Origin of the sequence: Serratia entomophila, assembly GCF_021462285.1 — a bacterium.
In the GTDB taxonomy this organism is placed as follows: Bacteria; Pseudomonadota; Gammaproteobacteria; order Enterobacterales; family Enterobacteriaceae; genus Serratia; species Serratia entomophila.
The window spans coordinates 546,091-560,412 of the sequence record NZ_CP082787.1; the positions used below are offsets into that span (position 1 = coordinate 546,091).

Here is a 14,322-nt window from a genome sequence, read left to right on the forward strand (position 1 = left end):
TAATCATTCGACGCGGAAAGCCCCCTCGATCATCAGCTGCCGCTGCGGTGGCGAATAGGCGATCAGTGAATTTTTGCTGTTGGATTTCTCCAGCGCAATCGCCAGCTCATCGGCGGTAATCGGCAGGTCGTCCTGCCAGAACGGCGCGATGGCGTTACGGGTAATAAAGTCAATGAGATAGCGCTCCGGGCTGTCGCGCTGCTCCGGGAACAGGCGCGCGGCCAGCTCGGCCATCAGCGCGCGCTGCTGCGGCTGTTGGCTGTCTGCCAGCAGTTCAAGGAACGGCAGCAGCAGGCGGCCGCACACCTGGCCGTGGTGATAGTCGCGCAGCGCGCCGATCTCGCCGGCGATGCCGTGGATCACCCCCAGCCCGGCGGCGCTCAGCGTCAGCCCGCCCAGATAAGAAGCCTGCATGATCGCTTCGCGCGCCGCCTCACTGCGGTTGAGCGCCGGCCAGGCATTGAGGAAGTGGCGGATGCCGGTCAGCGACATTTCACGCGTCATGGCGCTGGCGGTCTTCGACAGATAGGCTTCAAACAGGTGGGTAAAGGCGTCGATGGCGCAGTAGGCCAACACCTGGTCCGGCGCACCCGTCAGCAGCTGCGGATCGAGAATGGCGGTGTGCGGCACAAAGTTGTTGTGGCGCAGCGAGGCCTTCACCTTGCTGACCTGGGTGTCGGTGATCACCGCGTTCTGCGTCACCTCGCTGCCGGTGCCTGCGGTGGTCGGGATGGCGATCAGCGGTAAGGTGGCGCCGCTGATGTTGCTGTCGCCGACCTTTTCCATGTAGCGCAGCGTCGGCAGCGGATGCTCCACCAACGCGGCGAATGCCTTGGCGGCGTCCAGCACGCTGCCGCCGCCGATGGCCACCACGCGCCGCACTTTGCCGCGCCAGCGCGCTACCCAGGCGTCCAGCTCCTGCGGCGAAGCCTCGTGGCTGACGATCTCCGTGCCTGCCAGCAGCGGCGTCAGCTCATCCGCCAGCTCCGCATATACCGCGCCGTTGAGGAACGAGCGGCAGCTGAACAGCAGCGTCGGCTGCGGGTCGGCGAGCAGCAGCGGCATCAGCTGCCGGATGCTGCCGTGGCCGAACCAGGTTTGACGATTGGCGACTATCTGGCTGGTGGACATGGTTTCTCCTTGGCGGGTGGGGGCAAAACCACAGCATAAGCCAGCCCCGGTGAAGGAACCACCGCTTTTCGCGCCAGGCGACAATCATTAACACATTAATCATTTCGGGCTTCCCGCGGCGTCAAGTTGTGATTTGTTTAACATGTAAACAATCCCGCCCTTGCATTTCCCCCATACGAATGCTTTTTATAGAGAGACAGGCCGCAGTCAGGCAAAGGCTATCCGAAATCAGTTGATTGTTAATTTGTTAATGATGGCGAGGGCGGGTATGGACATTCAGGTAGAGCGGTTGTCAGCGGTTGTCGATGCGGTGGCCAGCCCGCGCTTCTATCCCAGCCTGTTGGCCTGGCTGGAAGGGTTCTTCGCCTTCGATAGCGCCATTGTCTACGGTTTCGAACGCGGCCAGGCGCCGCGCTGCCTGATGAAAGCGGAGCGGGAAAACAGCGACGCGGTCAACCAACTCTACCAGCAGGGCGCTTACCTGCAGGATCCGTTTTACCAGGCGCTGAACGGCGGCGGTTCGCATGAGGTGTGCACGCTGCGCCAGCTGGCGCCCTGCGGCTTTTACCACAGCGATTATTACCACAACTTTTACCGCAAAACCGGCTGGCGCGATGAAGCCGGCGTTCTGCTGCAGCTCACGCCGCAGCGCGGGTTGGGGGTGTTCTTCGGCTCGGCGCACCGGGCGGTGGGGGTGCGTTATCCGCAACTGGCGGCTCTGCGCGGCGCGCTGACGCTGGTGAAAAGCGTGGCGCGTTTGCACGGCGAAGTGGTGGCCGCGCCGGCGCGGGCAGAGAGCCAGGATGAGGGCGGTGCGCAGGCGCGCTATTTGCTGACGCCGCGCGAGCGCGAAATCGTCGATCTGATCCTCGCCGGCCACGGTTCGCAGCAGATTGCCGAGCGGCTGTTCATCAGCCTGGGCACGGTGAAAAATCACCGCAAACACATCTACAGCAAGCTGAATATCGCTTCGCAGGCCGAGCTGTTCAGCCTGCTGCTGTCCACCCCGCAGCGGCGCAGCGCCTGAATGTTAAGTTTTGGTATCAAATGTCCCCAAGGGGACATGGCGGCGGCGCTGGGCGCTCCTGATAATCCGATGTTATGGCTGAGGGTAACGGGAGTGTGCAGTGAATAACGAAATCGAATCTTTAACCTACTACGCGGCGACCAAAAAATACGATCTGCGCTTCCCGACGCTGGAAGAGGATCTGGACGTTGACGTGGTGATCATCGGCGGCGGCTTTTCCGGCATCAACACCGCGCTGGAGCTGGCGGAGAAGGGCATTACCAACATCGCCATCCTGGAGGGCCGCCATCTGGGCTACGGCGGCACCGGCCGCAACGGCGGGCAGGTGATGGCCGGCATCGGCCACGATCTCGAGAAGATCAAGCGCCATGTCGGCCCGTCCGGGCTGGAAACCATCTTTAAAATCAGCAACCTTGGCGCCGGCATTATCCGCGAGCGCATCAAGAAGTACCGCATCGACGCCGACTTTTGCTTCGGCTACGGCTACCTCGGCAGCAATGCGCGCCAGGAGAAAACCCTGCGCGGCTGGCTGAAGGAGTTCAAGGCGGTATCGCCCGACGAAGAGATCGAGCTCTACACCGGCGCAGAGGTAAAACAGGTGGTGGGCTCCGACGCCTATACCTGCGCGCTGAAGCACATGGGCGGCGGGCACGTGCATTCGCTCAATCTGTTGTTGGGTGAGGCCCAGGCGCTGAGCGGCTACGGCGTGAAAATCTTCGAAAACAGCAGCGTGCTGAACGTGGAATACGGTTCGCGCATCACCGTGCGCACCGCGATAGGCTCGGTGCGCGCCAACAAGATGCTGTGGGCGTGCAACGGTTTCCTCAACGGCATGGACCCTTATATTTACGGCAAAACCATCAACACCTATGCTTTCCAGCTGGCGACCGAGCCGCTGCCGGACGAATTGATCCGCCGGATCAGCCCGATCCGCGGCGCCTACAGCGATATCCGGCCGGTGATCGATTACTACCGGGTGACCAATGAAAACCGGCTGCTGTTCGGCAGCGCCACTCGTTTGATCGAGTATTTCCCGTCGGATCTCAAGGCCTGGAACCGCAACCTGATGCTGAAGGTGTTCCCCTATTTGCAGGACGTGAAGATCGATCTGGCCTGGGGCGGCCCGCTGTGCTGCAGCGCCAACTTGTTCCCGCAGATCGGTACGCTGCCGGACCACGACAACGTGTTCTACGTGCAGGGGTATTCCGGCTTCGGCGTGACGCCGAGCCATATCGTCTGCAAGGTGCTGGCGGAGGGCATGAGCGAAGGCTCCGATCGTTACGATCTGATGAGTTCGATCCCGCACGTCAATATCTTCGGCAAGGACAAGCTGCGCCGGGTGATGACCACCGCCGGCAAAGTTTGGCACCAGACATCCGGCTATTGGAAAGGCCGCCGTTAACCCTCAGAGGAGAGAAACATGCAACCCTTACTGCTCAAGCAACCGCTGCCGGAACTGCTGGAAATCGGCAGCGTCAGCAACCTGGGCGCCACGGTGATCGCCGGTACGCCGAACGTCGGCGTGGCCAGCATCTTTGGCGAACCGACCGACAACCTGAACTGCGGTATTTTCAGCTGCACCCGCGGCACCTTCGTGATGGAGTATCCGTTCGCCGAGCACGCCACCGTGTGGGAAGGCAGCGCGACGCTGACCGACGAACGCACCGGCAAATCGGTGCAGTATCGGGCCGGCGACTCCTGGTTTGTGGAGAAAGGCACCCCGGTGCGCTGGGAGATCACGTCGGATCGTTTTGTAAAACACTACCTCGCCATTGTGGCGGGGTGATCTTTCACCGCTTGATACGAGGGCACGCAAATGGGCGATATTACGCTGTTGCCGCAGGTGACGGCATTTCTCGGCCGCCGTCACGGCCACTATATTCAGGGCCAGGCGCAGCCCGGCCAGGGCGCAGAAAGCTTTGCGGTGATCAATCCGGGCACCGGGCAGGCCATCGCGCAGGTCAACGAGGGCGGGCAGGCCGAGGTAGACGCGGCGATGCAGGCGGCGCGGGCGGCCTTTGAGGGCGCCTGGGCCCGGGTGTCGCCGATGGAGCGCGGCAACTGCCTGACGCGGCTGGCGGATCTGCTGCAGGCCAACCGTGAAGAGCTGGCGCAGTTGGAAAGCCTGTGCTCCGGCAAAACCATTCAGCTGGCGCGCGGCCTGGAGATCGACATGGCCGCGCAGTTTCTGCGTTATTTCGCCGGCTGGTCGAGCAAGATCAGCGGCGAAACCCTCAACGTTTCTCTGCCGTCGTTCAACGGCGAACAGTACACCGCTTTCACCCGGCGCGAACCGCTGGGGGTGGTGGTAGGCATCATCCCGTGGAACTTCTCGATCATGATCGCCATCTGGAAGCTGGCGGCGGCGCTGACCTGCGGCTGCACGGTGGTGCTGAAGCCGAGCGAATACACGCCGCTGACCATGCTGCGGGTGGCCGAGCTGGCGAAGGAGGCGGGCATTCCCGACGGCGCCATCAACGTGGTGAACGGCTCCGGCGCGCGCCTTGGTCCGGCGCTGATCGCGCATCCGCACTGCGCCAAGGTCACCTTTACCGGCTCGGTGCCGACCGGCATTGCGGTCGGCAAGGCGGCGATGGAGCAGGGCATCATCCGCGCCACGCTGGAGCTGGGCGGCAAGAACGGCGCGGCCTTCCTGGCGGACGTCTCGGTGGAGAAAATGGTCGACGGCATCATCGAGGCCGGTTACCTCAATCAGGGGCAGATTTGCGCCGCGGCCGAGCGTTTTTACCTGCCGAAAAGCCATATCGATGCGGTGCTGGAATTGCTGGCCCAGCGGCTGGGGGCAATGAAGGTCGGCTCTTCGCTGGATGAAAGCACCGAGGTCGGCCCGCTGGCCAACGAGGCGCACTACCGCAAGGTGCTGAGCCTGTTCGATCGCGCGCGCGCCGACGGCAGCCAGATTGTCTGCGGCGGCCATGCGCTGGCCGGCCCGGGGTTCTTCGTGGCGCCGACCGCCATCCGCGCCAACGGACCGAACGACGTGCTGATGCGCGAGGAGACCTTCGGCCCGGTGGGCACCTTCCTGGCCTACGAAGACGAAGAGCAGATGATCGCCATGATGAACGATTCGCCCTACGGGCTGGCGGCCAGCCTGTGGACCAACGACCTCAGCAAGGCGATGCGCATGATCCCGCGCATCCAGGCCGGGACGGTGTGGGTCAACATGCATACCTTCCTCGATCCGGCGTTGCCGTTCGGCGGGGTGAAGTCGTCCGGCATCGGCCGTGAGTTCGGCAGCGCCTTTATCGAGCATTACACCGAGCTGAAATCGGTGATGGTGCGTTACTGACGGCCCTGGCCTCTCTCCCGCCCGGGGGAGAGGCGTTTTGCGTTATCCCAGCGCCCGCGCGATAAAATCGGTGATCCGCTTCAGGATCTGATCCCTGTTGATCTCGTTAAAGCTTTCATGACGCCCGCCGGGGTTGATCATGCGTTCCAAATCGCTGCCTTTCAGAATATCGATGGCGGTTTGCGTTTCGGCCGGCAGCACCAGGCGATCGTCGTCGCCGTGGATCCACAGGGTGGGCAGGGCGCCGAAGCCCGGGCCGGCGTTGATGTTGGCCAGCATCTGCTGCATGGCGCGCAATGTGGGGCGTTTGAACGGCCCGTGCCACACCAGCGGATCGGCCTGATAGGCGGCGCCGACCGCCGGATCGCGCGACAGGGTGGCGATATCCAGCGGCGTATCGGGGATCTCCGCCAGCGCAAGCAGATCGGAGATCTGTGTTTTTCTGCCGATCAGCGGGCCGGAGAGCACCAGTGCGCGCACGCCGTCGCCGTAGCGCTGCACGTAGCGGGTGGCGATCATGCCGCCCATCGAGTGGCCAATCACCACCAGCGGCAGATCGGGATGTTCTTGCCGAACATGGCTCACTATGCGCTCCACGTCGTCGACCACCGCGTCGTAGTCTTCAATCAATACGCGTTCGCCCTGCGACAGCCCGTGGCCGAGATGGTCGGGGCCGAACACCCGCGCGCCCTGCGCCTGCAGCGTGCGCGCCACATACTGATAACGACCGAGATGCTCGCCGTAGCCGTGCACCAGCAGCGCCAGATAGCCAGGGCGGTCATTGCCCCAGTCGTGCAGCGCAATATCGCCATGGCCGCCTTTGATAAAGCTGACTTTCTGTTCGTACATATTATTTTTCTCATGCGAGGGGGCATCGGAAGTCATATTCAGCGTAGCGGTGACGGGGCAGGTTGTCAGGGGCGCTTGATGCGGCGACAGCGTCAGCCGGTTAATGCGGCCAATCCACCACCAGGCCGACAGCCGGAGGCCGCGCCATAAATGGCGAATTGGACTACAGGGTAAGTTCCTCCGCCATAAGCCGGGCGGTGAGGGTTTCAGCCGTGGGCGATAAAACCGCTGGAAACCAGCTCGGTGCGGTTCACCACCTCGGTCTTGGCGAAGATATTGCGCATGTGGGTTTTCACCGTCGACAGGGAAATGCCCAGCTTGAGCGCGATGCGTTTGTTGCTGGCGCCTTCGCGCACCATATTGACGATTTCCTGCTCTTTGGCGGTCAGCAGCTGCGCTTCGCCCCCGGGCAGCAGATCGCGCGTCGCCAGTTCGATCAGCGGCAGCACCGCCCGCAGGCGGCCGCGCTCCACCTCGGTAAACGGCGTATCGCGGATCAGCGACACCCCGGCGATAATGCGTTTGCGCTGGCGGATGAAAATCTCGGTAATGTCGCGCATGTCATTTGGCAACATAAAGTCATGATAGTAATGACGATTGTCGGCGATCATCGCCGAACTCATGGCGACCATGGTGGTGTCTTGCCGGTGGAAGTTGGCCGGTTTCATCGGATCCAATTGCTGGAAGTGGTTCAAATACTGGTGATGGGTTTGGTCGGAGATGCCGTGCAAAATATAGTGATCGGGCCGCAGGTCCGGATCGACCAGATAAAACACCCCGGCGGACACTGGGATCAGATGCGCAATGGTCGCCAGACAGCTGTTGATAAAGGCATCGGAAGCTGTGGTGTGCATGATTACTTTCCTCCCTTTATCATTCAATCTGAGAGTATTTGTGGTCAATATATGAACGATACAAGCATAGTTGCAGCAAATCGGCAACACAATAAAAACATATTAACAACGTGAGCCCGATTGCAATAAAATACATAAATAACAAGATGACAGCTGGCCTTATATCGGCATAACACCCTGGCCTATTGTCAGTTTCATTAATACATTAATGAAATTTTGTGCCTTTTTGTGCCCTTTTCCCACTGAATTTACAGCGGTTTCCTATTATTAACCCATTGCGGTAGCGCCAGCGTTCGGCGTGCTGCATTCCACCGTTACCGTTCCGGCTCCTCGTTCTTAAGAACGATAGCCAGGCTTTTCCGTTGCTTCCTAGACTGCAAATGAAGATAACGGCAGCCGGCGGCAAAAGGGTAAGACGAAAAAACTATGACCTTTCTCGGTTTGAGGGGTTCGGTTGTTCAACCCGCATGGCAATTGCAGGGAACGAGATGATGATGAAGAAGAAAACGCTGGCGGTGGCGCTGGGCGGTGCACTGGGCGGCATGGCGCACGCGGCGGACGCCGAGCGGCCCAACGTGCTGATTATTTTGGTCGACGACATGGGGTATTCCGACATCAGCCCGTTCGGCGGCGAGATCCCCACCCCTAACCTGCAGGCGCTGGCCGAACAGGGCGTGCGCATGAGCCAGTATTACACCTCGCCGATGTCCGCACCGGCGCGTTCGATGCTGATGACCGGCAACACCAATCAGCAGGCCGGCATGGGCGGCATGTGGTGGTATGAAAGCACTGCGGCGCAGCCGGGGTACGAGATGCGCCTGACCGACCGGGTGACCACCCTGCCCGAACGTTTCCGCGATGCCGGCTACGCCACCATGATGGCGGGCAAATGGCATCTGGGGTATGTCGATGGCGCCAAGCCGACCGACCGCGGCTTTGAGCGCGCGTTCGCCTTTATGGGCGGAGGCACCAGCCATTTCGACGATGCCAAGCCGCTGGGCACCGTCGAAGCCTTCCATACTTTTTACACCCTGAACGGCAAGCGCGTCTCGCTGCCGCAGGATTTCTATTCCAGCAAGGCCTACGCCACCCAGCTGGAGCAGTGGATCCGCGATACGCCGCAGGATAAGCCGATCTTCGCTTACCTGGCCTTTACCGCGCCGCACGATCCGCTGCAGGCGCCGGACGACTGGATCGCCAGGTTCGACGGCAAATATGACGCCGGTTACCAGCAGGCCTATCAGCAACGCATTCAGCGGCTGAAGGCGTTGGGGATCATTTCCGACCATACGCCGATGCCGACGCTGACGCTGGATAAGGAATGGCGGGCGATGACGCCGGAGCAGCAGAAATACGCGGCGAAAACCATGCAGGTGTATGCGGCGATGATCGCCTATATGGACGATCAGGTCGGCGAGGTGTTGAAGACGCTGAAACAGACCGGGCGCGACAAGAACACGGTGGTGATTTTCGCCACCGACAACGGCGCCAATCCGGCCAGCGGTTTTTACTACGGCTCGGACCCGGCGTACTGGCGGCAGTTCGACAACAGCTACGCCAATATCGGCCGCAAGGGCTCCTTTATCTCTTACGGCCCGCACTGGGCTAACGTCAGCGATGCGCCTTACGCCAACTACCATAAAACCACCAGCGCGCAGGGCGGCATCAATACCGATTTCATCATCTCGGCACCGCAGCTGAAGGGGCGTGGCGGCATCGATAAAACGCCGATGGCGGTGTATGACATCGCGCCGACGCTGTACGAGTACGCCGGTATCGATGCCGGTAAGCCGTTGAAGGGCAAACCGACGTTGCCGATGGTGGGGGTCAGCTTCAAGCGTTATTTCAGCGGCGATGCCGACAGCGTGCCGCGCTCGACCTACGGCGTGGAGCTGCATAATCAGGCGGCCTATGTGGACGGCATCTGGAAGCTGCGCCGGCTGGTGAAAGCCGGACCGACGGCGCAGATGGCCCCCTGGGGGCTGTTCAACCTGCAGGACGATCCGCTCGAGACGCGCGACCTGGCCGCCGCCCACCCCGAGCGGGTTAAGCGGTTGAGCGAGGCGTATCGGCAGTACGCCGACAAAGGCATGGTGATCGAAGCCAAGGGCGCCAAGATCGATTACCGCGGGGTGGACGCTAAAACCGGCGGCTACATTGGCCTCGATCCCGTCACCCATAAGCCCTTGCCGCAGGCGGCGGAATGAACCTGGCCCAGCTGCGCGCGCAGCAGATCCCGATCGCCGCTGAACCGCGCGCGACGGCGCCTTTCCACCTGCTGGTGAAGCCTATTGGCGCCGGCTGCAATCTGGCCTGCAACTACTGCTACTACCCGCAGCGACAGGGCGAGCGAACGAAAAAGATGGACGACGGGCTGCTGGAAGATTTTATCCGCCGCTATATCTCCGCCCAGCCGCGCTACAGCCGCGAGATTAACTTTGTCTGGCAGGGCGGTGAGCCGCTGCTGGCGGGGATCGGCTTTTACAAGCGGGCGTTGGCGCTGCAGCAAAAGTACGCGCCGCCGGGCGTACGCATCAGCAACAGCCTGCAGACCAACGGCACGTTGCTGAACGCCGCCTGGTGCCGGTTGTTCAAGCAGCACGAGTTTATTATCGGCGTCAGCCTTGACGGCGACCGGCAGATTCAGGATGCGCATCGGCCGGATAAGCGCGGCGGCGGCAGCTATGAGGCGGCGCTGCGCGGCATCGCGCTGCTGCAGCAGTACCGCATCGAGTTCAACCTGCTGGTGGTGGTGCACGACGGCGTGGCGGATCGCGCGCAGGCAATGTACGACCATTTTGTCGCCCTCGGCGCCCGTTACCTGCAGTTTCAACCGCTGATGCTGGAGGGCGACGCCCCGGCCGCCGGGTACGGGCTGAACGCCGCCAACTGGGGGCGCTTCATGCTGGCGGTCTACCGCCGCTGGCGCGGGCAGGGGCATTGGGGCAAGGTGTTCGTGATGAACATCGAGCACGTTTACGCGCAGTATTTCACCCAGGTCAGCCCCAGCTGCGTGCATGCCGAGCGCTGCGGCGGCAATCTGGTGATGGAGCCGGATGGCCGCCTCTATGCCTGCGATCACCTGATCGACGCGCAGCACTATCTGGGGCATTTCGATCTGCGCACGCCGTTCGCGGACCATGCCGCGGCGGCGGCCGCGATGGCGTTCGGCCAGGATAAAAGCCTGCGCCGCGAATGCCAGAGCTGCAGCGTGAAAAGCGTCTGCCAGGGCGGCTGCCCGGCGCACGTCGGCGCCGATCGCTACAATCGGCTGTGCGCCGGTTATTACGCCTTCTTTTCCGCGCTGCTTGAGCCGCTGCGCGCCTATCCGCGCAGCCCGCAGGGCGCCATGCAGTGGCGCGCCGCTGTGAGCGGCAGCACAGGTTGAGCCCCGCTCGTCCTTAAGGACGATAGTCAGCATTTTCCTTTCCTCTCTATAGTGAGATTACCGCCGCTGGCGGTGAAAAAACCTGCAAACAGCAGGGCGAAAACTATAAGAGGAAATAACCATGAACCTGTCGTCGCGGCTGCACGCCCATCTTGAACGGGGCAAGGTCGGATTCCCCACCACGCTGGCCAGTTCGGTCGGCGTGATTATGGCCAGTCCGGTGATCCTGACGGTCACCAGCGGCTTCGGCATCGGCGGCGACACCTTCGCGCTGGCGATGCTGATCGCCTTCATCATGATGCAGGCTCAGCTCACCACCTTCTCCGAAGCGGCGGCGATGCTGCCGACCTCCGGCTCGGTATATGACTATATCGCCTGCGGCATGGGGCGTTTTTTCGCCATCACCGGGGCGCTTTCCGCCTACCTGATCGTGCACATCTTCGCCGGCACCGCCGAAACCATCCTGTCCGGCATCATGGCGCTGGTGAACTTCGAGCACCTCAACACCCTGATGGAAACCCACAACAGCTCCTGGATGGTCGGCGTCGGGCTGGTGATTATTTTTGGCCTGCTCAATGCGTTCGGCATCGAAGCCTTCGGCAAGGCGGAGATCGTGCTGACCTTCGCCATGTGGAGCACGCTGGTGGCTTTCGGCGTCGTCGGCCTGCTGTCGCCGCACGCGGTGCCGCTGGAAGGCTGGTTCGGCAGCACGCTGAGCCTGAACGATCCCTTTGCGGTGTTCAGCCTGATCGGTATGGCGATGTTCATGTTCGTCGGCTGCGAACTGGTGACGCCGATGGCGCCGGAGATCAAACGCTCGGCGCAGGTGATCCCGCGCGCCATGGCGTTGGGGTTGTGCGGCGTGGCGGTATGCATGGCGCTGTACGGCGCGGCGCTCAGCCATCAGGTGGAAAACGTGGTGGTGGACGCCGCCGGCGGCGTGCGGCTGCTGGATACGCCGATGGCCATTCCGGCCTTTGCCGGCCAGGTGATGGGCCAGTTCGGCAAATATTGGCTGGGCATCGGGCTGCTGCTGGCCGGCGCGGCGACCATCAACACGCTGATGGCGGCGGTGCCGCGCATCTTGTACGGCATGGCGCTGGACGGTGCGCTGCCGCGTATGTTCGCCTATCTGCATCCGCGCTTCAAAACGCCGGTGGTCGGCATTCTGGTGGCGGTGCTGATCCCCTGCGTGCACGCCTTCGCCATCCAGGGCAACCTCGATCGCATCATTCCGTTGGTGCTGGCGGCGGTGTGCGCCTGGGGCGTGGCCTACCTGCTGGTGACCTGCTCGGTGGTGATCCTGCGCATTCGTCGCCCGGACCTGCCGCGCGCCTATAAATCGCCGTGGTTCCCGCTGCCGCAGGTAGTCTCCAGCGTCGGCATCGTGCTGGCGATCTTCTATATCACCCCGCCGGGCATGAACCCGCGCGACGTCTACATTCCCTTCGGCTGGATGCTCGGCCTGACCGCCGCCTACGCGCTGTTCTGGACGCTGTGCGTGCAGAAGGTCAATCCGTTCAAACCGGTGCCGGTCGAGCAGGTGTTGGAAAACGCCTTCGCCAAAGCGGAAAAAGGGGAGGCGCAGTTTGATCGGCTTACTTCCCTCACTTAACCGCGCCTGGCGGCGGGCGCCGACGGGCTACCAGCCGGGCGCCACCCTCGACCGGCTGGCGCAGAGCCTGCGGCCCTATGCCTGCGAACGTTTGGCGCCGTGCCTGCTGCGGCTGCAACTGCCGCAGGGGCCGCTGATTGAGATCAGCGAGCAGGTTCAGGCGCTGTTTATGGCGCACATCGTCAGCCATCGTTTTCGGCTGCAGGGGAACTGCGTTTTGCAGACGCCGCTGGCGCTGAACGTGATTGCCGGCGGCTGGCTGCGGCGGCGCGGGGTTATCTACCGCAGCCGCCAAAAGCATCCCGACGCGCAGCGGCTGCATGATGCGCTGCAGCGCTACCCGCAGATTGGCGAAACGCTGGCGCAGCTGGATTTTCGCCGCGTTCGGCTGGCGGTGGACGCCGGGCGCTGGACGCTGGATATCGAACATTTTGCCGCGTCGGAGGTGGTCAGCCGTTTGCCGGCCGGCCGCCGCTACCTGCGGCTGGACGCCGAACAGCGGCGGCTGCTGTTGAGCAGCCTGCTGATGTTCGGCCAACTGATGGAGAAGCTCAATGAGTAGAGTCGTAGTGATTACCGGCGGCGGCACCGGGGTGGGCGCCGCCTGCGCCCGCCTGCTGGCCGCGCAGGGCGATCGGGTGTTTATCATCGGCCGCCGGCCTGAACCCCTGGCGGCGCTGGCGAAGGAGATCGGCGCGCAGGCGCTGGTGGGCGACGCCTCGAGCGGCGAAAGCTGGACCACGCAGCTGCTGCCGGCCATTTTGCGGCAGGCCGGGCGCATCGACTGCCTGATCGGCAGCGCCGGCGGCATGGGGTTCAAGCGCATCACCGAGATGACCGACCAACAGTGGCAGCAGGCGATGGACAGCAACCTCAACAGCGCCTTCGCCAGCGCGCGCGCCTGCCTGCCGGAGCTGGTGAAAAGCGGCGGCAACCTGCTGTTTGTGGCCTCTATCGCCTCGCTGGCCGCCGGCCCGGAGGTGTGCGGCTACGTCACCGCCAAGCATGCGCTGATCGGCCTGATGCGCTCCATCGCCCGCGATTACGGTCCGCAGGGCGTGCGCGCCAACGCAATCTGCCCGGGCTGGGTCACCACGCCGATGGCGGATGAAGAGATGCAGCTGCTGATGGATGCCCATCAGATTTCATTGGAGCAGGCCTACCGCATGGTGTGCCGCGACGTGCCGCTGCGCCGCCCGGCCAGCGCCGAAGAAATCGCCCGCGCCTGCCGTTTTCTCTGTTCGCCGGACGCTTCAATCATCACCGGCGCGGCGCTGGTGGCCGACGGCGGTTCCACCATCGTCGACGTGCCGACGCTGGCTTTCACTTCCCTGTAAGGAGCGGCAAATGAGTTCAGAAGCGGTATTTATTCAGGTCGGCGCGCTGGCGGAGGGCTTTGCGCCGCACGGCAACACGCTGGAACAGCAGCACGGGTTGGCGGGAACCCTGTTGACGCTGCGCTTTAGCGACGGCGAATCGCTGCGCTGCCGGTTCAGCGACGACCAAACGCTGGACTGGGGCGAGCAGCGCGGCGTCGCCTACCGCGCCACCAGCATCCGCCCCGGCGTGCTGTTTATCGACTTCCTCGATCCCCTGCGGCCCAACGCCAGCGTTACGCTGGTGTGCGATCGCAATCAGGGCAACTTCACCGCGGTGTACGGCCAACTGCCGAACGAGAGCCAGACGCGGCTGGACGCCTTCAGCCGGGTGGAGCAGGGGCTGCCGCTGACGGCGGTAGAAGCCGGGTTCCGTTTCGGCACGCTGGACGACGCGCAGGCCGCGCCACCGGGCTTTACCGACGAGCTGATCGGCATGCGCAACATGTACACCTACAGCCCGAGCGAACGTTACGAGCACATTTACCTGAACGACAACTTCTACGCCTGGCAATGCCTGGACGGGGTGGAGAAAGGGCTGGCGGACGTCGATCGCTGCCACTACGTGAAGGTGGCCGACCAACTTTACCTGTTCGTCTGGCGCGAGAAGATTATCCCGACGCTGGGGGTGGTGATGATCGATCTGCAGGCCATGCGTACCGACGGCAAGATCCTCGGCTACCAGGGCAGCGATTTCAGCGCGTTGAGCAATTTTGCGGTTGGCGCCCACGCACAGGTGCTGAATACCACCCGCCATCCATGGGGATAAGCC

General features: G+C 62.8%; 13 protein-coding genes. 10 read left to right on the forward strand and 3 right to left on the reverse strand.

The features are described 5' to 3' along the window. Nucleotides 1-3: 3 nt before the first annotated feature. On the reverse strand, nt 4-1,131 hold the full coding sequence (locus KHA73_RS02565) for an iron-containing alcohol dehydrogenase (protein ID WP_234588315.1): 1,128 nt from the start codon (nt 1,129-1,131) through the stop codon (nt 4-6). A gap of 268 nt (nt 1,132-1,399) precedes the next feature. Between KHA73_RS02565 and KHA73_RS02570 the strand changes: the two genes are divergently transcribed. The 4 genes from KHA73_RS02570 (at nt 1,400) to KHA73_RS02585 (ending at nt 5,468) form a co-directional block, all read left to right on the forward strand. Then, on the forward strand, nt 1,400-2,158 hold the full coding sequence (locus tag KHA73_RS02570; RefSeq protein ID WP_234588317.1) for a helix-turn-helix transcriptional regulator: 759 nt from the start codon (nt 1,400-1,402) through the stop codon (nt 2,156-2,158). A gap of 100 nt (nt 2,159-2,258) precedes the next feature. Further along, entirely contained in the window at nt 2,259-3,560 is a 1,302-nt protein-coding gene (locus tag KHA73_RS02575) for an NAD(P)/FAD-dependent oxidoreductase (RefSeq protein WP_234588319.1), read from the forward strand. Nucleotides 3,561-3,578: 18 nt separating this feature from the next. Beyond that, complete coding sequence (locus KHA73_RS02580; RefSeq protein ID WP_234588329.1) at nt 3,579-3,944, forward strand: cupin domain-containing protein; 366 nt, start codon at nt 3,579-3,581, stop codon at nt 3,942-3,944. Nucleotides 3,945-3,974: 30 nt separating this feature from the next. Further along, entirely contained in the window at nt 3,975-5,468 is a 1,494-nt protein-coding gene (locus KHA73_RS02585; RefSeq protein ID WP_234588331.1) for an aldehyde dehydrogenase family protein, read from the forward strand. Nucleotides 5,469-5,510: 42 nt separating this feature from the next. On the opposite strand, the gene KHA73_RS02590 is transcribed toward KHA73_RS02585, so the two are convergent. Further along, nucleotides 5,511-6,317, reverse strand: a complete 807-nt coding sequence (locus KHA73_RS02590; RefSeq protein WP_234588333.1) for an alpha/beta hydrolase — start codon at nt 6,315-6,317, stop codon at nt 5,511-5,513. A gap of 206 nt (nt 6,318-6,523) precedes the next feature. Further along, nucleotides 6,524-7,171, reverse strand: coding sequence for a response regulator transcription factor (locus tag KHA73_RS02595; RefSeq protein ID WP_234588335.1), 648 nt, complete (start codon nt 7,169-7,171; stop codon nt 6,524-6,526). Nucleotides 7,172-7,665: 494 nt separating this feature from the next. Here KHA73_RS02595 and KHA73_RS02600 point away from each other — a divergent pair, with 494 nt between their 5' ends. The 6 genes from KHA73_RS02600 (at nt 7,666) to KHA73_RS02625 (ending at nt 14,319) form a co-directional block, all read left to right on the forward strand. Then, nucleotides 7,666-9,378, forward strand: a complete 1,713-nt coding sequence (locus KHA73_RS02600) for an arylsulfatase (protein WP_234591173.1) — start codon at nt 7,666-7,668, stop codon at nt 9,376-9,378. Then, nucleotides 9,375-10,559, forward strand: coding sequence for an anaerobic sulfatase maturase (locus tag KHA73_RS02605; RefSeq protein ID WP_234588337.1), 1,185 nt, complete (start codon nt 9,375-9,377; stop codon nt 10,557-10,559). The genes KHA73_RS02600 and KHA73_RS02605 overlap by 4 nt, the downstream gene beginning before the upstream one ends. 121 nt (nt 10,560-10,680) lie before the next feature. Then, entirely contained in the window at nt 10,681-12,174 is a 1,494-nt protein-coding gene (locus KHA73_RS02610) for an APC family permease (protein WP_234588339.1), read from the forward strand. Continuing rightward, nucleotides 12,149-12,736: a DUF3156 family protein gene (locus KHA73_RS02615; protein WP_234588348.1), complete on the forward strand. Its 588-nt coding sequence runs from the start codon at nt 12,149-12,151 to the stop codon at nt 12,734-12,736. Before KHA73_RS02610 ends, KHA73_RS02615 begins: the two co-directional genes overlap by 26 nt. Next, entirely contained in the window at nt 12,729-13,511 is a 783-nt protein-coding gene (locus tag KHA73_RS02620) for an SDR family NAD(P)-dependent oxidoreductase (RefSeq protein WP_234588350.1), read from the forward strand. Before KHA73_RS02615 ends, KHA73_RS02620 begins: the two co-directional genes overlap by 8 nt. 10 nt (nt 13,512-13,521) lie before the next feature. Further along, nucleotides 13,522-14,319: a MoaF C-terminal domain-containing protein gene (locus tag KHA73_RS02625; protein ID WP_234588352.1), complete on the forward strand. Its 798-nt coding sequence runs from the start codon at nt 13,522-13,524 to the stop codon at nt 14,317-14,319. Nucleotides 14,320-14,322: the final 3 nt, after the last annotated feature.